Annotated in this window: 20 protein-coding genes; 8 read left to right on the top strand and 12 right to left on the bottom strand. The window is 42.5% G+C overall.

Annotated elements, in window-relative coordinates:
- Positions 1–10 precede the first annotated feature (10 nt).
- The 3 genes from gpmI to lptF all read right to left on the bottom strand — a co-directional run bounded on the left by gpmI (position 11) and on the right by lptF (position 3856).
- Complete coding sequence (gpmI, locus tag ACP69Y_RS11315) at positions 11–1558, bottom strand: 2,3-bisphosphoglycerate-independent phosphoglycerate mutase (RefSeq protein WP_425918488.1); 1548 nt, start codon at positions 1556–1558, stop codon at positions 11–13.
- A gap of 124 nt (positions 1559–1682) precedes the next feature.
- The gene (gene lptG, locus ACP69Y_RS11310; protein ID WP_425918487.1) at positions 1683–2753 is read right to left on the bottom strand and encodes an LPS export ABC transporter permease LptG; all 1071 of its coding nucleotides are present in this window, start codon (positions 2751–2753) and stop codon (positions 1683–1685) included.
- Between the two features lie 2 nt (positions 2754–2755).
- Positions 2756–3856 (bottom strand): LPS export ABC transporter permease LptF, encoded by a 1101-nt coding sequence (gene lptF / locus ACP69Y_RS11305; RefSeq protein WP_425918486.1) that lies wholly within the window; start codon positions 3854–3856, stop codon positions 2756–2758.
- Between the two features lie 159 nt (positions 3857–4015).
- Between lptF and ACP69Y_RS11300 the strand changes: the two genes are divergently transcribed.
- The 4 genes from ACP69Y_RS11300 (at position 4016) to ACP69Y_RS11285 (ending at position 6884) form a co-directional block, all read left to right on the top strand.
- Complete coding sequence (locus ACP69Y_RS11300; protein ID WP_425918485.1) at positions 4016–5464, top strand: leucyl aminopeptidase; 1449 nt, start codon at positions 4016–4018, stop codon at positions 5462–5464.
- Complete coding sequence (locus ACP69Y_RS11295) at positions 5457–5864, top strand: DNA polymerase III subunit chi (protein ID WP_425918484.1); 408 nt, start codon at positions 5457–5459, stop codon at positions 5862–5864. The genes ACP69Y_RS11300 and ACP69Y_RS11295 overlap by 8 nt, the downstream gene beginning before the upstream one ends.
- 28 nt (positions 5865–5892) lie before the next feature.
- On the top strand, positions 5893–6525 hold the full coding sequence (gene blhA, locus ACP69Y_RS11290; protein WP_425918483.1) for a cell division protein BlhA: 633 nt from the start codon (positions 5893–5895) through the stop codon (positions 6523–6525).
- A 140-nt stretch (positions 6526–6665) separates the two neighbouring features.
- Complete coding sequence (locus ACP69Y_RS11285) at positions 6666–6884, top strand: hypothetical protein (protein WP_425918482.1); 219 nt, start codon at positions 6666–6668, stop codon at positions 6882–6884.
- 111 nt (positions 6885–6995) lie between these two features.
- Here ACP69Y_RS11285 and ACP69Y_RS11280 read toward each other — a convergent pair whose 3' ends face one another.
- From ACP69Y_RS11280 to glnK, 7 genes are all read right to left on the bottom strand, one after another.
- The gene (locus ACP69Y_RS11280; RefSeq protein WP_425918481.1) at positions 6996–7541 is read right to left on the bottom strand and encodes a VTT domain-containing protein; all 546 of its coding nucleotides are present in this window, start codon (positions 7539–7541) and stop codon (positions 6996–6998) included.
- Between the two features lie 112 nt (positions 7542–7653).
- Positions 7654–8313 carry a riboflavin synthase gene (locus ACP69Y_RS11275; protein ID WP_425918480.1) on the bottom strand — a complete coding sequence of 220 codons (660 nt, stop codon included), beginning with the start codon at positions 8311–8313 and terminating at the stop codon, positions 7654–7656.
- A 27-nt stretch (positions 8314–8340) separates the two neighbouring features.
- Positions 8341–9633 carry a DNA adenine methylase gene (locus tag ACP69Y_RS11270; RefSeq protein ID WP_425918479.1) on the bottom strand — a complete coding sequence of 431 codons (1293 nt, stop codon included), beginning with the start codon at positions 9631–9633 and terminating at the stop codon, positions 8341–8343.
- On the bottom strand, positions 9630–10733 hold the full coding sequence (ribD, locus tag ACP69Y_RS11265) for a bifunctional diaminohydroxyphosphoribosylaminopyrimidine deaminase/5-amino-6-(5-phosphoribosylamino)uracil reductase RibD (protein ID WP_425918478.1): 1104 nt from the start codon (positions 10731–10733) through the stop codon (positions 9630–9632). Before ribD ends, ACP69Y_RS11270 begins: the two co-directional genes overlap by 4 nt.
- A 24-nt stretch (positions 10734–10757) precedes the next feature.
- Positions 10758–11216, bottom strand: coding sequence for a transcriptional regulator NrdR (gene nrdR, locus ACP69Y_RS11260; RefSeq protein WP_067865992.1), 459 nt, complete (start codon positions 11214–11216; stop codon positions 10758–10760).
- 138 nt (positions 11217–11354) lie between these two features.
- Positions 11355–12755, bottom strand: coding sequence for an ammonium transporter (locus tag ACP69Y_RS11255; protein WP_425918477.1), 1401 nt, complete (start codon positions 12753–12755; stop codon positions 11355–11357).
- Positions 12756–12815: 60 nt separating this feature from the next.
- Positions 12816–13154, bottom strand: a complete 339-nt coding sequence (glnK, locus tag ACP69Y_RS11250) for a P-II family nitrogen regulator (protein ID WP_067722465.1) — start codon at positions 13152–13154, stop codon at positions 12816–12818.
- 279 nt (positions 13155–13433) lie between these two features.
- Here glnK and ACP69Y_RS11245 point away from each other — a divergent pair, with 279 nt between their 5' ends.
- From ACP69Y_RS11245 to ACP69Y_RS11235, 3 genes are all read left to right on the top strand, one after another.
- Positions 13434–13661 carry an accessory factor UbiK family protein gene (locus ACP69Y_RS11245; protein ID WP_131216088.1) on the top strand — a complete coding sequence of 76 codons (228 nt, stop codon included), beginning with the start codon at positions 13434–13436 and terminating at the stop codon, positions 13659–13661.
- A 67-nt stretch (positions 13662–13728) separates the two neighbouring features.
- The gene (locus ACP69Y_RS11240; RefSeq protein WP_425918476.1) at positions 13729–15216 is read left to right on the top strand and encodes a YifB family Mg chelatase-like AAA ATPase; all 1488 of its coding nucleotides are present in this window, start codon (positions 13729–13731) and stop codon (positions 15214–15216) included.
- 6 nt (positions 15217–15222) lie between these two features.
- The gene (locus ACP69Y_RS11235; protein WP_425918475.1) at positions 15223–15729 is read left to right on the top strand and encodes a GNAT family N-acetyltransferase; all 507 of its coding nucleotides are present in this window, start codon (positions 15223–15225) and stop codon (positions 15727–15729) included.
- Between the two features lie 114 nt (positions 15730–15843).
- Here ACP69Y_RS11235 and ACP69Y_RS11230 read toward each other — a convergent pair whose 3' ends face one another.
- Positions 15844–16602 carry a TorF family putative porin gene (locus ACP69Y_RS11230; RefSeq protein WP_425918474.1) on the bottom strand — a complete coding sequence of 253 codons (759 nt, stop codon included), beginning with the start codon at positions 16600–16602 and terminating at the stop codon, positions 15844–15846.
- Between the two features lie 378 nt (positions 16603–16980).
- A complete protein-coding gene (locus ACP69Y_RS11225; protein WP_425918473.1) occupies positions 16981–17757 on the bottom strand; it encodes a TorF family putative porin in 777 nt (258 codons plus the stop codon).
- A 578-nt stretch (positions 17758–18335) separates the two neighbouring features.
- On the opposite strand from ACP69Y_RS11225, the gene ACP69Y_RS11220 reads away from it, so the two are divergent.
- Positions 18336–19649, top strand: a complete 1314-nt coding sequence (locus ACP69Y_RS11220) for an OprD family outer membrane porin (protein ID WP_425918472.1) — start codon at positions 18336–18338, stop codon at positions 19647–19649.
- Positions 19650–19690 lie beyond the last annotated feature (41 nt).

The raw sequence follows: 19690 nt of genomic DNA, 5'->3' as shown, positions 1-19690 counted from the left end.
CGGGTTAATTTTATGATTTTAAAGTAATCAAATTACGACCTTTCATTTCTTCAGGTACAGGAATTTGCATGAGGCTCAACAATGTCGGCGCAACATCTGCCAGCACACCGCCTTCAGCAATGGTCGCTGAAGTTGGTCCCACATAAATGAAGGGAACCAGTTCTGTCGTATGTTGAGTATGTACCTGACCACTTTTGTAGTCCTGCATTTGCTCGACATTACCATGGTCAGCAGTAATCAGCATATGGCCTTTTTGTGCCATCACTGCTTCATATACACGACCTAAACAGGTATCGACTGCTTCAACGGCTTTCACTGCAGCATCAAATACACCAGTATGGCCCACCATATCTCCATTGGCAAAGTTCACCACCAACAAGTCATATTCACCCGAGTTAATCGCAGCCACCAATTCGTCCGTGACTTCATAAGCACTCATTTCAGGCTTAAGATCATAAGTCGCCACATTTGGCGATGGAATCAGGATACGTTTTTCACCCGGATATTCATCTTCACGGCCCCCACTGAAGAAGAAAGTCACGTGCGCATATTTTTCTGTTTCAGCAATACGCAGTTGGGTTTTACCCAAATTCGACAAGTATTCGCCAATCGAGTTTTTCAACGCTTCCGGCATATAGGCCACAGGTGCATCAATGGTCGCTTGATAACGGGTGAGCATCACAAATTTAGACAGGTTTGGAACCACTTTACGTTCGAAACCAGCAAATTCTTTTTCGACAAATGCTTTGGTAATTTCACGCGCACGATCGGCACGGAAATTCATAAATACAACGCTGTCGCCATCCTGGATTTTAGCCAGCTCGCCAATACGCGTAGCTTTCACAAATTCATCCGACTCATTTGCCGCATAAGCCTGTTCCAGACCTTCAACTGCTGTTGCTACGGTACGTGCGGCCTCCCCTTCAGTCAATAGACGATACGCTTGTTCAACACGATCCCAACGATTGTCACGATCCATGGCAAAATAACGTCCAATCATGCTCGCAATACGACCTTGACCCGGATATTGTGCAAAGACTGCATCCAATTTTTCTAAAGACGGTTGCGCGCTTTTCGGTGGCGTATCACGACCATCCAGAAAGGCATGCAGATACACTTTCGCCCCACGTTTCAATGCCAATTCACACATGGCAACAATATGGTCTTCATGCGCATGCACGCCCCCTTGTGACAACAAGCCCAAGATATGTACTGCGCCATTTGAAGCTTTGGCTTTCTCTACCGCATCAATCAACACTTCATGCTCAAAAAAAGCACCAGTACGAATGTCCTTGGTAATGCGGGTGAAATCCTGATATAGCACACGACCTGCACCCAGGTTCATGTGACCCACTTCAGAGTTGCCCATTTGACCATCAGGCAGACCGACATCTTCGCCCGAACCTGAAATCAAACCATGTGGATGCTTTTGTTGCATAGCAGTTAAATTAGGTCGTTTTGCTGCCAGAAAAGCATTGTCTTCGACCGCTTCGCGATGACCCACACCATCCATAATTACCAATACGTGAGGGATTTTGCCAGCAGTTGCATCCGTCATAATGAACACTCTTTTGTTTACAATTTCATCAGTATATCTTACCGAATTTTCGGTTAAGACTCTATGTGCAGATCATGACCAAGGCTGATCATGCACATTGTTTTTATTACTCTCTATTCAACAGCTAACGTGCACGGCGCAGTAAATAACCGCCCACCAGCATCATCAGCACAATCGGTACAAATACGAACCAGGCCGGTGAAGGTGAATACACCAAACTTGCATAGCCCAAGAAGTCTTGCAGATAGAAGAATCCTAAGCCAATAAATAAGGCGATGACCAAACGGAAACCCATCGACTGTTGACGTAAAGGACCAAAAATAAAGGAACATGCAATCAGTACCAAGGCAATTAAAGCAAATGGCGAACCGACTTTTTGCCAAAATGCCAGCTTATAGGTTTTCGGCACTTGGCTGTATTCATGCATATAGCTCATAAAACTTATTAATTGGCTTGGTGATAAATCTTCAGGGTCAATGGTGACCATATGCACATATTTTGGCTGTAGGGCTAAAGCCAAGGGAAGCTGGTCGGTTTTGACCAAGGTTGAATTACCTTGCGGCAAAATATCCATTTGTGAAGCAGTCTTTAGATTCCAGGCACCATCTTTAACGAATTGACCTTGTTCGGCATTTAAAACCCCTTTCAGATGATAACTGTCATCAAAGTCTACCACTTGAACATGTTTCAATTGCCCTTGCGCATTGGCATAATCAATATAAATAAAACGCTGACCTTCACGGGTCCAGTAACCGCTGACTTCACCCAGCGAACTTACACTACGGTGATCTTTCACGCTTTTGGCTTGCTCATTGGTATAAGGAATCACCCACTCACTCAGTACAAAGGATAAAATCACCAGAATCAGAGCCGAACGAATCACCCAGCCAACAATACGCCATAGGCTCACCCCCACCGAACGCATTACCACCAGTTCACTATTAGACGCTAAAGTCCCTAAACCGAGTACAGCACCAATTAAGGCAGAAATAGGTAAAATTTCATATAGATAGCGGGGTGCGCTCCATAATACATAGAGGAATGCTTGCCAGGCACCATAGTTTTCGTTCAGTGAACCCAATTCACCCAAATAGGTAAACAGCACCTGTAAAACAGAGAGCACTGCTGTTGCCCCCAGCATGGCCAATGCCGTGGTTTTGGTCACATGTTTGGCAATTATTCGACGTGCTAACATTTTTAAGACCTCGCCTGCTGAATTCGTTTCTTGATTTTAGGGGCGAGTTTTTGTTTTCGGGAGAATAATGCTCCCGCAATGCAATACACAACCAATACCAAAGGATATGCCCAAATTCCTAATTCATCTTTACTGACCCGTGTTTTCACTGCCATCAGTGCCACAATCAAACTGGCGAAAATCAGCAAAGCGGGAAATAGTTTTAAATAACGTCCTTGACGAGGACTCACTTCTGAAAGTGCAATCGCCAGAATTAAAGCCGCAACCACTGAAAATGGCACGAAAATCCGCCAGCCCAACTCACTCGCCACGACAGGATCAGTACGGTTGTTCCAGAGCTTGCCAATCGGCAATGCTTCAACTTCTGCGCTTTCAAATTTGGCTTCAGCATCACTTTCTAAACGTAAACGATAGGATTGAAACTCTGCTTGGGTATATTTTGGCTTTCCCGGAAAAATTTCGTAACGGCGGCCTTCAGATAAATCGACAATACTGGCCGTTTCATTGGCCACTTCTACACGAGTGGCTTCTTTTGCCAAAATCATCACATCCGGTTTACCCGGTTTTTGGGCACGTTGATAGAAAAACACATCTTTGAGATTACGACGGTCTTCTGACAAGTCTCCGGCATAAATGGTATAGGGACCGGAGGAAATAAATTCTTTGGGACGCACCAAATCGAAACCGGTTCTGACCGCCTGATTGGTGGTCAACTCTTCAAACTGACGCAACCCCCAAGGAGACATCCATACCATCAGAACAGTTTGAACAGCCAGAAAAACCACAGTAAGCGGGATCAGCAAGCGACCCAACTGATGACGACTGACGCCACTGCCGTTCATGACTGCCATTTCATGGTCGACATACAAACGGCCAAACACTAGCATCAAACCAATAAAAAAGCCCAGTGGAAGAATCAGGGTTAAAAATTCCGGTAGCCGATAACCAATAATACTAAACAAAATACTGACATCTAAACGACCTTGTGCCGCAACGCCAAAATACTTGATCAGTCGACCACCCATCATGATCAAGGTAAGCAAGGCAATCACAACCAAGGATGTAGACACCACTTGCTTGACCAGATAACGCCGAATAATCAAATTAATTCTTCCAAAAAAGAGGCTAATAAAAACTAGCGCTAGTTTACCCGAATGTTGAAAATATAAAACCTATACTGTTGTTGCGCATTGAAACTCTATTCATAGAAATGTTTCAATGGTTTAATGATTTGCAAACTTTCAAAGGCATGAATACAGAACATGAAACTGACAATTAATACGTCATTCCAAGAGAATGCATCTAGCCCATATTTGTTAATATTAGTCGATTCTGAACAGCTTCAAAAGGCAGCGACTGCTTATGAAATCAATGATTTAAATGCTTTAGTAGAGGCTGCACAATTTAAAGCCAGCTTGGCTGAATCTTTACCCCTGATTGGGAAAGTGGCGGCATGTACCAATAGTGCCCTGATTGGTATTGATAAGGCTGTTGAGATTCAGCCGGCTAAATTAGCAAAAATCGCACAAACTATTATCAAAGCGTCACAAAAAAAATTCAAACAGATCAGCATTGATATTTCTGCTTTAGCACCAGAACAGCATTATTTATTTGCTTTGGCTTTAACTCAAGCCAGCTATGCTTTCGATGAATATAAATCCAAAAAAAATGAATTCATCCTTGAAGATATTCATCTTATCGCAAACAACAGTAGTTTAAATGCACAACAACTCAGCCTGATTCATGCGGTGCAATCAGGTCAAAACCTGGCACGTGATTTAGGCAATCGTCCAGGTAATATCTGTTTCCCTGAATATCTGGCGGAACAGGCGCAAGCCTTGGCGGCAGAATATCCGGATCTATTAAAAGTAACCGTTCTTGATGAACAGCAAATGGCTGATCTCGGCATGGGCGCTTTCCTGGCAGTCAGCAAAGGATCAGATCGTCCGGGACGCATCATTACGATGGAATACCAGGCCAATACCGAACAAGCACCGATCGTGCTCGTGGGTAAAGGTGTAACTTTTGATACCGGCGGTATTTCACTCAAACCTGGTGCGGGTATGGATGAAATGAAATTTGACATGTGTGGTGCTGCTTCTGTTTTGGGTACCATGCGCGCGCTGTGTGAATCAAAACTGCCAATTCATGTAGTGGGTACAATTGCGGCTGCTGAAAACATGCCGTCGGGTCATGCGACACGTCCGGGTGACATCGTGACCACCATGAGCGGTCAAACAGTCGAAATTTTAAATACCGATGCGGAAGGCCGTTTGGTGTTATGCGATACGCTGACCTATATCAAACGTTTTAATCCTGCGCTGGTGATTGATATTGCAACCTTGACCGGTGCATGTGTAGTGGCTTTAGGTTCAGTGCTGACCGGTATGTTCACGCCGGATGATGAACTGGCGGCTGAAATTACCGCTGCAGGTCAAATGACTTTTGACCGTGTATGGCGCATGCCGGTGATTGAAGACTATCAGGAACAACTGGATTCTCCATTTGCCGACATTGCCAACATTGGTGGGCCTAAAGCCGGCTCTGTAACTGCCGCATGTTTCTTGCAACGCTTCACCCGCGAATATCGCTGGGCACATTTAGATATTGCCGGAACGGCATGGAACTCAGGTACAGCCAAAGGTGCAACTGGTCGCCCTGTTCCGCTTTTAGTTCAATTCTTGGCGAACCGTGCGCAGTCGAATGGCTAAAGTTAGCTTTTACTTATTTGAAAAAAGTCCCGAGCGGCAAGTGGAAAGCACTTGCCGTTTGTGCCGCAAGATTCTGAAGCAACCGGAACGTATCTGGTTGTATTGTGCAGATCCAGATTTACAACAGCAGCTCGATGAACGATTGTGGAGTTTTGATCCCAGCAGCTTTATTCCGCATGGGATTGATCAGGAACACGCTACTATTTGTATTTCATCTCGACTGCCGGAACAATCTGACTGGATTGTGTTTAATTTTAACAATCAAGCGCTTGAACAGATTGATAAATTTAGTCACATTATAGAAATCATAGAAAATAATGAATCGGCAAAACAACGGGGTCGTGAGAAATTTAAACAATATCGACGTTTAGGTATTGAACCGCGAACCTTCAAGCTTTAGCCGGTCAATTGAAATAAGGAGATACGGGGTGGCATTAAATGTCGGTCAAGATTTTAAACAGCGCTGGTTAGATGTGCCTGAAGCTGTTCGTCAGGCATTTATTGATGACCTACACCGTGTCTGCAATGTGCTGAAACCTGAAACCAATATCCAAAAGTGGTTAGAAAAGGATAAAGAAGCACAACAACACTCTTTTGAGAGAATTGAGCGTGCATATGTAGAACGTAAGGCACAACTGATTGAAGAAGCACGCATTCGCAAGCAGCTTGCGCTAGAAAAGTCTTTGGAAAATAAACGTGCTGAACAAGCTGCCTATGCTCACGCCTTGCAGCTAGATGAAGCTCGACAGTTTGCCGAACAAACCCAAACCTTAGCCTTTATTCGTCAAACTTTAGAGCATGAAACCCATGTTTATACAGCACGTTATCATAAAAATCCTGAAGGCTCAGCACTGAATTTTTCTAAAGGTATGCGGTCGATTCCTGACACTGCAATGCTATCCGAACTGGAAAGCGTGCGTTTACGTCTCGAATTAGAAGCTGAGACCCTGATTGAACAGGCGGTTACGGTATTTCGTGCCAAGTTACATCAAGCCAGCCAAGACGAAATTGACTATATTTTAAAGCGCTCCAATCTGTCAGATGAGCCTCCTAAATCCTGATTTCTAATCATAATTAATCCAGACTATTTTTCTACTGTCATATAAATGACATGTTTATGTCACAAAATAGTCATGTTTTTAAATAGATTTAAAAACATGACTATTTAAATGCTTAAACATCATCTTATTCAGGAAGAAAAATGGATATCTTGAACCAAATTTCCACTCAAATTGCTGCACTGGATTCGGGTGAAAAATGGAGTGTATCTGCTCAAGATTTATGGATAAGCCATGCCGACTTCCATTCAGTTTCGATTTATATTGCCCGTGAAGCGGAAAAAGGCCAATTTTCTGTTTCTATTCCTGCTGCATTAAGCTCTTCAGTAGGAAGTACTGCTGTCACGATTACCAAACACTGAAACAGACCCTTCAAAACAGTCCACTCCGGTGGGCTATTGTTATTTTAATACATACATTAAATTTTTTTATTCAATTTCAACAAGTTCAAATACGATCTATACGCTTAAAACCTAAAATAAATCTACAGCAAGCCCCAGCATATTGCCGGCGCCATAGCCGATCCCCAATAGCAGACTAATCCAGATCAATCCGCCTACTACGTTATAAAGCATAAAACTGAAAATATTCATGTGCCCCGCCCCTGCAGCAAAAGGTGCAAATGAACGGACAAACGGGACAAAACGTGCAACCAGAATGGTTTTTCCACCATGTTTGGTAAAATAATGATTGGTTTTGACAATATATTCAGGCTTCAAAAAGCGTGAATGTTCATGAAAAAATTTAAATCCTAAAACCTGACCGGTATAATAATTGACGGTATAACCCAATACCGAAGCACTAAAAAGCAATAATCCCATGTAGTTTAAATGGATCACACCTGTAGTTGAACATAGTGCGCCAATCGCAATCAGCAAACTGTCCCCAGGCAAAAAGAACATGAACACAGAACCGGTTTCTGCAAAAATAATCAGAAATAAAATGGCATAAATCCACAGACCATAATTGTCCAGCAATGTAGGCAACCATTGTTCAATATGCATTAAATACTCAAGCATTTTCACAAATCCACTTTAGCCACATTATTCCCATAACCCACTAAAAAAACTAAATAAAAATAAAAAAAACAGTCTAATTCCTCAACCAGACTGTTTTCTATTCTATGGATTTTTACTTCAAGAAGCCATTTTCTGCAAGAAATGCCATACTTAATTTTGATGGTTCCGTGGTTTCAGCCGCTTTATCACCCAACATTAAACGCTCGATATAACGTGCTAACACATCGACTTCCAAGTTGACTTTGGCACCAGTTTTCCACGTTCCAATGTTAGTTCGTTCAGCCGTATGCGGAATCAAATTCAGGCTAATCACATTGCCACGTAAATGGTTGATGGTCAGACTAATACCATCCACAGTCACTGAACCTTTTTCAGCTAAATATTTTGCAATTTCAGCAGGTGCGCTAACTTCATAATAGATTGAACGGGCATCTTCACGAACAACAGTAATTTCACCCACAGCATCGACATGACCACTGACAATATGGCCGCCAAAACGTGTGGTTGGAAGCATGGCTTTTTCCACATTCACACGCTGACCGACTTTCCAGGTGCCTAATGTCGTGCGGTTTAAACTTTCACGCGATACATCGGCGGCGTACCAGTTTTCGCCCCATTCAATTACGGTGAGGCAAATCCCGTTGGTGGCAATGGAATCGCCCAAATGCACATCTGACATATCGAGACTGGTACCAATACGCAAACGGACATCACCGCCTACGCTTTGTAAACTTTCCACTTTGCCTAGACTTTCAATAATGCCTGTAAACATAATTTGTTCTCTAATTCTGTATTTGTTTTACCACAATGCCAGTTGCGTACTCACGCCTGTTGTATCGACTCCACCCAGTTCAGCAAAATGATACAGCTGACCCAAGAGTTGGCGCAGCGGCGGACCCGATTTGGCATGGGTATCGGTAATTACAATAAATTCTAATACACGTGCACGCTCTGACTGACGTTGCTTACTGACTCGATAACGCGGAACGTCTTGAGTAAGCAAGGTTACACGACCACGTTTCAGATTCGCCTGCAGCAAATCACCCGCTTCAATATTACCATCGGTCGAATAGCTGGTTAGAATATAACGCGCATTAATCGTTGCCAACAATTTCTCATACGCTTCTTTGGCATACTTGGAAGAGTTGTACTGACTTGGACGTTCTTTACGCCATGCACGGTCAATCCCGCTCTTATAGCCTTTGGTATCCGGACTTGGCAAATCAGCCTGATCCCACAAAGTTAAAGCATTCAGTACGTGATAATTACTACTATAAGCATGCTGATTATAGGGAGGATCCAGATATGCCACATCGACTTCAAAACCGCTCATTTGATTGGCAAGATGCTGCGCGTCGACACACCACATTTCTGCTGCCGGTTTTTTCGGTTCACCAATTGCGCAGAAACGGCTTGGCGTCAGCCAGAGTAATGATTCAATCCGTTCCAAAGCGGTTTGGGTTTTTCCACCCCAACCATGATGGAAACTTTTAAATACACCTGAAGTATTGCTGACAAAACTGGCCGAATAAAGCAGAGGTGCCAATAAAGCACTCATCTCGACATCGTCAATCGCCCCTTGTGCCTGCCAAGCGGCAATTTGCTGACGAATCGCATCAATACGCATACCGTTACGGCGTTTAAAGAACAAGCGATCACGAGCCGGATCATAAATTTCGTCATTACGCGGACACAGGTTATGCGTGACCCAACCTTTGACTTCCGGCAAACGGTTGAGGTAATCGATGGCTTTTTGATAGCCTCCTAGCTCTTTAAATGCCGGTGCTTCTGTACAGGATAGAATCGCACTATTTAAGGCATGACTGTAAGGTTCCCAGTCATTGGCAATCACACGATAACCATTTTGACGGGCCAAACGTGAAACTACGCCTGAGCCTGCAAAAAAGTCAGCAAAAATCGGGGCACGACCATTTTTGCTATTTAAGGTTCCCGTACTCTCAAGTGCTTCCAAAATCAGATGAAGTAAACGCCGTTTATTGCCTAAATACGGAACAAGCTGATTGAAAAGATATTCGTCTGTGGTACGTGCTGAATGACGACGTTTATGATAAACCGAAGACTCTGAATTCATACTGTCTCTTGAGAAGGGATTAACCTTAAGCGCACATCATTCCCCAATTGGGTAACGTCCATGAGCTTAAATCGAAGTTGCTCTGCCATACGGCTAAATTCCGCATTAAACATTGCACGTGCTGTTTGACCTAAAAATGTTGGTGCAACATAGCTGATCATTTCATCGACTAACTGTTGTTGTAAAAAGGCAGTCGATACTGTTGCCCCTGCTTCCACCAGCACATCATAAATTTGATGTTGTGCAGATAAGGCCTGTAGCAAGTCTTTTAAAGGCTGTACAGCAAATTGTAGCACGCCTAAATCAGCAAGTTCCTGACGCAGCGGTCCCATAACCATGACTGTATCGGGTTGCTGCAGTATTTTTGCGTTGAGGGGTAAACGTCCCTGACGATCGAGTACCAGACGTTTCGGCTGAACTATATTATTAATATCTTCTACGTCATTGAGCTGACGCACATTAAGCTGACAATCATCGACAAGTACCGTTTCAATACCGGTAATGACCACACCGGAAATCGCGCGCCAATGCTGTACATCCTGACGGGCTTCAGGGCCAGTAATCCATTTCGATTCACCCGATGCCATGGCCGTTCGACCATCAAGGCTGGAAGCCACTTTTAAACGCACATAGGGCATGCCTGTTGCCATGGCTTTAAGAAAGCCAAGATTAAGTTTTCCTGCTTCTGGTTCACAAATGCCCACTTCAACTTCAATGCCGGCATCTTTTAAAATTTGTACACCCTTGCCTGCCACCAAGGGATTCGGATCAGGACAAGCCACAATCACTTTAGCAATACCTGCTTCTACCAAACCCTTGGCACAAGGAGGTGTACGACCATAATGCGCACACGGTTCTAAAGTTACATAAGCGGTTGCGCCTTTGGCTTGATCTGCCGCCTGACGCATGGCAAAGACTTCCGCATGCGGTTGTCCCGCTTTGGGATGAAAGCCTTCTCCAACCAATTGACCATCTTTAACGATGACACAGCCAACATTGGGATTGGGTTTAGTGGAGTATTGTCCAAGTCGCGCTAATTCAATCGCACGTTGCATCCATACTTGATCTTGTTGAATGGAGTTTTGATTTAACTCGGACATTAAATTGCTCTTGGAAAATAAATCTTAGTGTTCACGCTGTTGCATTTGTTCAATTTGACGTCGAAAAGCTTCTACATCCTGAAAGTCTTGATACACCGAGGCAAAACGCACATAAGCCACATGATCGAGGGCAAATAAGGATTGCATGACAATTTCACCAATCATGCGTGATTTCACATCACGCTCGCCTAAGCGACGAATTTGTAGTTGGATATCGCTGAGGACTGTTTCAATCTGTTCTTGTGTGACTGGTCTTTTTTGTAAAGCATGCATCAATGAACGACGCATTTTCGCTTCATCAAAAGGTTCACTCTTGCCATCAGATTTAATTACCCGAGGCATCACCACTTCATAGGTTTCAAAAGTGGTAAATCGTTCTCCGCAACTGATACATTCACGACGTCGACGAATTTGACAGCCTTCAGCAGCCAAACGCGAATCGATAACTTTACTATCTGCGGCGTTGCAAAATGGACAATGCATAGCGGTTTAATTGAACAAATCAAATCGGATTTAGAGTGTAGCAAAAATTCTGCGTTTTGTAGAGGCTTACGCAAGATATGGAAAAAAAACAGCCCTTATGGGCTGTTTTACACAATATATTGATTATTGGCTTTTTTATTATTCGACACGTTCGCCATGTTGACTTAAGTCTAGGCCCATCCGTTCATCATCTGCTTCAACACGAATACCAATCACCAGATCAATCAATTTAAGAATGATGAAAGTCAGTACGGCAGAGTAAGCAATCGTTGCAAGCACACCTTCAATTTGCACCCATAATTGATGCATCATATCTGTAGGGACTTTATCACCCATGATGAATTCACTCGCAAATACTGCAGTCAGGATTGCACCGACAATACCGCCTACACCATGCAAACCGAAAGCATCTAAAGAGTCATCGGCTTTCAGTGCACGTTTAAGTGCAGTAATACCCCAGAAACACACGACACCGCCAATTAGGCCCATTGCCATGGCACCGCCTACAGTCACGAAACCAGCTGCAGGTGTAATCACCACCAGACCAGCAACCGCACCAGATGCACCACCCAATACAGAGGCTTTACCACGAACCACTTTTTCAGTAATTAACCATGCAATTGCTGCGGCTGCGGCTGCAACTTGAGTGACCACAAGCGCATAACCTGCTGAACCATTTGCACCCAACGCAGAACCGCCATTAAAGCCAAACCAGCCTACCCAAACCAGGCTGGCACCGATTACAGTTAAAGTCAGGTTATGTGGTGCCATTGATTCACGGCCCAAGCCCATACGTTTACCCAGCATGTATGCAGCAACCAGACCTGCAACACCGGAGTTAATGTGGACTACAGTACCACCGGCAAAGTCGAGTGCACCATCGTTAGCTAACCAGCCACCACCCCATACCCAGTGGGTAATTGGCGCATAAACCACAACACTCCAAATGGTAATAAATGCAACGAAAGCGCTGAATTTCATACGTTCTGCAATTGAACCGGTAATGATGGCTACGGTAATGATGGCAAAGGTCATTTGGAAAATAACAAACAGGATTTCTGGAATGGTTCCAGTTAAGGCATTTGTGGTAATGCCGGATAACATGATTTTATCCAGGCCACCAATAAACGCATTACCTTCTCCAAAAGCGAGTGTATAACCAATCACCACCCAAGTAATACTGACAACTGCTGCTGCAACAAAGCTGTGTGCCATTGTGCCGAGGACATTTTTCTTACGAACCATACCACCGTAGAATAATGCTAAACCTGGAATGGTCATCAATAAAACCAGTGCGGTAGACACTAAAATCCATGCGGTATCACCTGTATCTAATTTTACTTCTTCTGCAGGTGCGGCTGTTTGTTCAGCTGGAGCAGGTGTCGCAGCTAATTCAGAATTTGTTAACGATGTGTCAGCAGCTTCAACCACTGTGACACCTTGAGAAGCAGCGGGTGCTGTTACAGCTTCTTCAGCCCATGCAACAGAACCACCTAAGAGTGCGCCAGACAAACTCAGCGCAATGAGCATTTTTTTCATTCGTATCCCCCAACCTAGTATTTTTTGAGTTATTAGGTACTCAGCAAACATCGTGCCAAATTAGACAGCGTCTGCACCTGTTTCACCGGTACGAATACGGATGACTTGTTCTAAATTAGTTACGAAAATTTTACCGTCACCAATTTTTCCTGTGCTTGCAACACGCGTAATCGATTCAATCACTGAATCAACCATATCATCGCTAATTGCAATTTCAATTTTTACTTTAGGCAAGAAATCAACGACATATTCAGCGCCACGATAAAGTTCAGTATGACCTTTTTGACGACCAAAGCCTTTGACTTCAGTTACGGTGATCCCTTGAACACCAATGTCAGAGAGTGCTTCACGCACGTCATCTAATTTAAAGGGTTTTACAATTGCAGTTACGAGCTTCATGTTTGTTTTCCTTCGGCTTCTTTCACCAGTAAGGTTTTATGTTCAAATTTCGTGCCAAAATTTCTAAGGTTGGGGGAAAATAGAGAGTTTCGACACGAGTTTTCTTTATAACCTATTTTATACTTTTAAACGTAGTCTGATCTTTAAAAAACAGACATTTTTTCTATAAAATTTACGATTTTACTCATCGAACAAAACTATATCTGATCGATGGGGGCTATGGTCTAGGTTTGAGCAATGCTACACTGCTGGTACTTCTGCACTCTTAGGGAATCAACAATGATCGAAACATTATTACAAGCCATACTAGAACAAATAGATCAACCCAAAAAAGATATTGAACACAATTTGCGTGCCTTACTCAATGAAGCTGTTTCCAAGATGGATCTGGTTTCAAAAGATGAAATTGAACGTCAACGTACTGCGCTCAATAATGCCAACTTACGCTTAAATGAACTGCTTAAACAAGTTGAAGCATTAGAAATTAAAATCAATAACAAGAAATAAGCACTTTTTTGGTGCACTAAAAGACACAAAACGATTAAAAATAACGCACTATAACGGAACAATAATAATGTCTTTTGCTAAAATTTATACTCGAGGTCTGCTTGGACTTCATGCACCTTTAATTGAGGTCGAAGTTCATGTCAGTCAGGGTTTGCCTTCTTTAACCATTGTCGGGCTGCCTGAAGCGGCAGTTCGTGAAAGTAAAGACCGTGTGCGCTCTGCCATTATCAATAGTGGTTTTCAATTTCCGACTAAGCGCTTAACCATCAATTTAGCCCCAGCGGACTTGCCTAAAGATGGCTCACGTCTCGATTTACCCATCGCTTTAGGAATTCTTATCGCGTCTGGGCAAATCTCTGAAAACGTTACAGATAATCTAGAGTTTATAGGCGAACTGGCTTTGGATGGGCAACTTCGCCCCATCACTGGTATTTTAAGTATTGCAATTGCTTGCCAGCAGTCAGGACATCAACTGATTCTGCCAGAACAAAATGCTCAACAGGCCTCACAACTGCCTAATTTTGAAGTATTTGCTGCCAAGCATTTAAAGAATGTCTGTGAACATTTATCCAATCAACAGCCCATCCAGCAATATCAAGCCAGCCCCTCTGCTGCACCAGATCATTACAAATTTGATTTAGCCGATGTCAAAGGTCAACTCCGTCCACGACGTGCTTTGGAAATTGCCGCAGCAGGTGGGCATTCTTTATTGTTCAAAGGTCCGCCGGGTACAGGTAAAACCCTGTTAGCATCACGGCTTGCCAGTATTTTACCGCCTTTAGATAGCCAGGAAAATCTGGAAGTTGCCAGCATCTATTCGGTTTCCAATACCTCGCACCCCTTTGGACAGCGCCCTTTTCGGGCACCGCATCATACTGCTTCAGCGATCGCACTAGTGGGTGGCGGTTCACATCCCAAACCCGGTGAAATCACTTTGGCGCATTTAGGGGTTTTATTTTTAGATGAGTTGCCTGAATTTGATCGCAAGGTATTGGAAGTCTTAAGACAACCGATTGAAGCTAAAGAAATCGTGATTTCTCGTGCTTCACGACAAATCACCTTCCCGGCCAATTTTCAGCTGATTGCCGCAATGAATCCCTGCCCATGTGGCTATGCTTTTAATCAGGATATTCGTTGCCAATGTTCAGCAGATGCAATTAAGCGTTATCAGAGCCGTATTTCTGGTCCACTCCTCGATCGTATTGATCTGCATCTGGATGTTCCGCCATTACAAGCGCATGAATTGCAAAATACAGCGCCGGTCGAAAACTCACAGACTGTGCGTGAGCGCGTGATTCAAGCTTATAATTTGCAAATACAACGACAGCAATGTCTGAATCACGCTTTAAGCCCTAAACAGTTAGAGCAATTTGCCCCCCTGAATACGCAAGCACAAAAAATCATGGAAATGGCACAGCAGCGCTTAAATCTGTCTGCTCGTGCTTACCATCGGGTATTACGTGTCGCGCGAAGTATTGCGGATTTATCCCAGCATTCCGAGATTCAAAGTCAGCATTTAACCGAAGCGTTGTCTTATCGGGCACAACAGGGCTAATCTTAGATGCATAACTTACTCATTCGTAGTGAAAATCCTGCTGATCATGCGGTAATTAGCCAGGTGATTGAACAGGCATTTCAAAAGCAGCCATACTCCAGTCATAACGAACAATTCATGGTCACTGCCCTGCGCAAGGCCAATGCACTGACCATTTCTTTGGTCGCTGTTTTAAATCAGCACATTGTCGGACATATCGCTATTTCACCGGTACAAATTTCTTCCGGTGTGCAAGGCTGGTATGGCTTGGGGCCTGTCGCTGTTTTGCCAGAATGGCAACTGCAAGGTATCGGTTCAGCACTCATCCAGTCGGCTTTGGTTGAATTAAGAACTCATGCAGCCAAAGGCTGTGTGGTTTTAGGTGATCCAGATTTCTATGCGCAATTTGGTTTTAAAGCCGTTCCCGAATTAATCTTAGAGCATGTTCCGGCCCAATATTTTCAGGCTTTGTCTTTTGACGGGGATATGCCTCAAGGTCAGGTGAGTTATCATGCTGCATTTTCTGCCCTGTGAGCAGAAATAAAGCATTTATTTTTAGCGCAAAGGAAGGAAATGTCTGAAGCCCCTGAATCAATTCCATAACAAACCTCCAAAGCCAAACTTTGAAGGTTTTTTAATCATTTGAAATTAGAATGTTTTGGTTAAGGTAAATACCGCCCCAGTTTCTACTCCACGGCTCGCAACATGTGTCATACCATCAGTATCAATATCTGTACCTACCGCAGCCAATTCAGCAGTTAGACCATCAACAGAAGCAAATGAGTAAGTTACACCCGCTTTCCAATCGAAATAACTGTCATCACCACCAAAATAATCTTCATCTGCCAGCGTATAACCCAGTGCAGCGACACCGCCAAAACCAGTTGCAGCAAAAGGTACAGAATAAGTTGCATTTAGGTACCATGCATCAGTGTCTAAGCCCAAGAAATCATTAGTATAGTTAACCGCTGTCAACAGACTTGCACCTTGTACCAAAACATCATTAAATGTCAATTTACCGTATAATTCCAACCAGTTTAAGTCACTTTCACTTGGATAAGCGTAGTACCATAAACCTACATCTAATAACGGTTTATTTGCAAAGTTATCCAGAGTAGTGGCAAAACCGATGTAAGGATCAAGCTCAATGTGAGCTGTACCACCAAAATCAACATTTGAGCCCCATACACCCGCATATGCACCTGACTCATGTGACAATACAAAACCTGCTTGTACAGCGGGATCATTGAATGTTTGCGTCATACCACGGAAACGGTAATCTGAGGTTACTGCTGCAGTTCCACTCACGGATAAGCCTAATGGTGATGCAGGTGTTTCATCTGCAAAAGTGAACGTAGATGCCGTTGCAACTATGGCTAAAGATAATGCTTTAAGAGTAAATTTCATTATTGGATTCCCCCACATCGTAGTACGACGGTTTTTTGGTTATTTCGGTAAACTCAATGAGGTAATAGCAATTGCTATGCCAAAAGCAAAATGAGATCGCTACAAGTCGTATAGAATAAACAATATAAATCTCTATCATTTTGTTTTTATTTAATTTTACTTCATTACAATCAATTTAACTGAAATATAGCTTATTCGATACTATAGCCAATTTGTTCAGTATTAAAATTCACTTCAGCTTTAAAGCAAGATTTATATTTACTTACATCATGCCTCTTTTTGAGGCTATTTTTTAATCAAACTGTTTTATTATGCCTAAAAAAAGTGCATAAATTTAAAGCAATTTATGCACTTTAAAAATTCTTACAATTTTTAAGCTTAAAAATTAAAATTCAAACCGAATACAACTTGATCATCAAAATCTGTATCGAAGCGATCCTTACCACCGACTACATAATCAAAAGATGCTGTCGCACCCATATTTGCAATTTCTTTACTCATACCCATACGCGCTTCATTAAAAGCAACTTCATTTTTAGTTTCAATCATGCTGTCATCACGGCTACTGTTATAAATAGATGCACCAATTAATGTATTCAACATAAAGTTTTGCGGCAAAGCATAACTGTACGCTGCACTTAAATACACATCTCCCGCGTTAGCGAAAGAAGCATCAGTAAGCATTAGGGATGCACTTAAAGTTAAGTTTTTATAAGCCAATTTACCTAATACATCGAATGCTGTAGTTTTACGTTCATCGCCATCTTCAGCATAAACTGTACCGCCATCTTGATAGTAATAAGCAGTTCCTTGAACTTTATAACTCCAGTCTGGGTTAATGTCTTGCGCATACGCCACATAAAAATCATGTTCAAAACCATGATCTTTATCTTCACTGTCATCAGATGGATCATAACCGAGTGTTGAACCCCAATATCCTACGCTAACACCACTTTGATGTGCATACTCAACGCCAGCTTGTAGAGCAACATCATCATTTTCCACACCACCGCGGAAAATATATTTATTGACCACCGCAAAACTGCCTGTTAATGCTCCTACCGCTGGTAAAGTTGACTGTTCTTCAGCAAATGCAGGCATTGTGCTCATGGCAAGCAATAAAGATAACGCAATTTTGTGTGAATTTTGCAGCATTTTTACCCCGTGTAGAATCAGTTAAAGATTCTGTTCAACGATGAATTTGGCTGCGAATTTTAAAACTTTTTTATACTTCTTGGTCAATTATTTAGATCAATCTGGCTTACTTTCATTCAACTAATAATCAATAAGTCAGCTTAATATTGAATTAAATTAAATTTTTACATTAAAAATTTAAATGAAATTTGCAGAGAGATACAATTTTTTTAAAATTTCTGATTATTCACTCGCCTCTTTATGAACATTCCTAAATCAGCGCTTTTAATGCATACTAGACTAAAGTCTAAAAAAGCAAAATTTTATAAAATTTAGATTTAGTGATGAATTTCAGCTCTATATAAGTGTTCAAAACTACTTATCAAGTCACTTATAACTTAAATATATTATTGTTTTGTAAAATAATTTTAACAAATAGCAAAATTTGAATATTTTTGTTACCTCAAAGGTCCAAGATTATATTCAAAAAATGCATAACTTTAATGAAATAAAATGAATAAAAAAAGATTTTTTTGCTCTACATTACGTATACAATTCCTCCAATTTCTTCGTCCTATTTTGTATAAGGCCTTCTCCCAATGCAAAAAACACAAAAACTTACTTTAGCGATTTTAATTCAAGCTGCATTAATCTCAACGGCATATGCGAGCGAGCAAAGCGAAGCTAAAGGCTTTATAGAAGATGCTGAAGGCTCGGTTCTATTCCGTACTGGTTATTTATCTCGTGATAAGAAAGACGGTCTGACTAACGATACCAGTTCTGCCGCGCAAACCGCAATTGTAAAACTGGATTCAGGATTCACTCAGGGTGTGGTCGGCTTTGGTGCTGGGATTATCGGTGATGCCTCTTTTAAGCTGGGTGAAAATGCCCACTCTGGCAACCAGATGATTCCAACCCATAACGACGGTTCTGCCTATGACCACTGGCTACGTGGTGGTGCTTATGTAAAAGCACGGGTATCCAATACCACTGCGACCTACGGCACCCAGGTGCTCGATATTCCTGTCATGGCCACGAACACCGCACGTCTGGTCCCTGAATACTATACCGGTGTACTTGTTGAAAGTAATGAAATTGACAACTTAAGTCTGATTGCAGGTAAATTCACAAAAAACCAGTGGTCGGATGATATTAAATCTGATGGCCAGAAATTAGACCGTGCCGTCATCTGGGGTGCAAAATACAAGTTTAATGAGCAATTCAAATCATCCTATTACGGGCTGGAAATAAAAGACAAGTTAGACCGTCACTATGCCAATCTGAACTATACCCATCCTTTAAAAAATGATGCAGCGCTGACTTTGGATTTTTCGGGCTATCATACAGACTGGGAAACAGATGCACAGACCGTCTCACATACTACCAATGATCTTGACAATCGCCAGAACTCGATCTGGGGCATTTCTGCAAACTATAATAAAGACGTGCATAATATCATGCTCGCCTATCAGGACAATGCGGGTAATACTGGTTATGACTTTGCCTATAATGCTGATGGATTACAGAGTATTTATGTACCGAATTCCTATTTAGGTGATTATATCGGGAATGATGAAAAGTCAGTCGGTCTGCAATACAACTATAACTTTAAAAATCAGGGTTTCCCAGGTCTGAACTGGACCTCTGCTTTTGTTTATGGCTGGGATATTGATATTGCCGATGCACAGAACCGTACTAACGTCGTTGACCAGGCTGAAGAACATGAATTCTTTAACCAGGTGAAGTACACGGTTCAATCAGGTCCGATGAAAGATGCCAGCCTGCGCCTGCGTCATTCTTATCTGCGTAGCAGCGATACCTATAATAATGTCAGTGGAAACTACACCAGTAATGGGTATGGCTCTACCAACGAATGGCGAATCTGGCTCGACATTCCTGTAAAATTGTTCTAATTCACAGTAAGTTCAAGAAATAAAAAAACCTGCACATTGTG

This window comes from Acinetobacter sp. TSRC1-2, assembly GCF_049895885.1.
GTDB lineage: Bacteria > Pseudomonadota > Gammaproteobacteria > Pseudomonadales > Moraxellaceae > Acinetobacter.
This window is presented reverse-complemented; position numbering and strand designations above follow the sequence as displayed.

What these genes read in the sequence shown, in the direction of transcription:
- glnK (WP_067722465.1), bottom strand. Translation starts at nt 13,154, where the DNA reads ATGAAGCTCGTAACTGCAATTGTAAAACCCTTTAAATTAGATGACGTG.
- ACP69Y_RS11280 (WP_425918481.1), bottom strand. Translation starts at nt 7,541, where the DNA reads ATGCTTGAGTATTTAATGCATATTGAACAATGGTTGCCTACATTGCTG.
- ACP69Y_RS11300 (WP_425918485.1), top strand. Translation starts at nt 4,016, where the DNA reads ATGAAACTGACAATTAATACGTCATTCCAAGAGAATGCATCTAGCCCA.
- ACP69Y_RS11270 (WP_425918479.1), bottom strand. Translation starts at nt 9,633, where the DNA reads ATGAATTCAGAGTCTTCGGTTTATCATAAACGTCGTCATTCAGCACGT.
- ACP69Y_RS11275 (WP_425918480.1), bottom strand. Translation starts at nt 8,313, where the DNA reads ATGTTTACAGGCATTATTGAAAGTCTAGGCAAAGTGGAAAGTTTACAA.
- ACP69Y_RS11225 (WP_425918473.1), bottom strand. Translation starts at nt 17,757, where the DNA reads ATGCTGCAAAATTCACACAAAATTGCGTTATCTTTATTGCTTGCCATG.
- ACP69Y_RS11240 (WP_425918476.1), top strand. Translation starts at nt 13,729, where the DNA reads ATGTCTTTTGCTAAAATTTATACTCGAGGTCTGCTTGGACTTCATGCA.
- ACP69Y_RS11235 (WP_425918475.1), top strand. Translation starts at nt 15,223, where the DNA reads ATGCATAACTTACTCATTCGTAGTGAAAATCCTGCTGATCATGCGGTA.
- ACP69Y_RS11230 (WP_425918474.1), bottom strand. Translation starts at nt 16,602, where the DNA reads ATGAAATTTACTCTTAAAGCATTATCTTTAGCCATAGTTGCAACGGCA.
- ribD (WP_425918478.1), bottom strand. Translation starts at nt 10,733, where the DNA reads ATGTCCGAGTTAAATCAAAACTCCATTCAACAAGATCAAGTATGGATG.
- lptG (WP_425918487.1), bottom strand. Translation starts at nt 2,753, where the DNA reads ATGTTAGCACGTCGAATAATTGCCAAACATGTGACCAAAACCACGGCA.
- ACP69Y_RS11295 (WP_425918484.1), top strand. Translation starts at nt 5,457, where the DNA reads ATGGCTAAAGTTAGCTTTTACTTATTTGAAAAAAGTCCCGAGCGGCAA.
- ACP69Y_RS11245 (WP_131216088.1), top strand. Translation starts at nt 13,434, where the DNA reads ATGATCGAAACATTATTACAAGCCATACTAGAACAAATAGATCAACCC.
- ACP69Y_RS11255 (WP_425918477.1), bottom strand. Translation starts at nt 12,755, where the DNA reads ATGAAAAAAATGCTCATTGCGCTGAGTTTGTCTGGCGCACTCTTAGGT.
- ACP69Y_RS11220 (WP_425918472.1), top strand. Translation starts at nt 18,336, where the DNA reads ATGCAAAAAACACAAAAACTTACTTTAGCGATTTTAATTCAAGCTGCA.
- gpmI (WP_425918488.1), bottom strand. Translation starts at nt 1,558, where the DNA reads ATGACGGATGCAACTGCTGGCAAAATCCCTCACGTATTGGTAATTATG.
- nrdR (WP_067865992.1), bottom strand. Translation starts at nt 11,216, where the DNA reads ATGCATTGTCCATTTTGCAACGCCGCAGATAGTAAAGTTATCGATTCG.
- ACP69Y_RS11285 (WP_425918482.1), top strand. Translation starts at nt 6,666, where the DNA reads ATGGATATCTTGAACCAAATTTCCACTCAAATTGCTGCACTGGATTCG.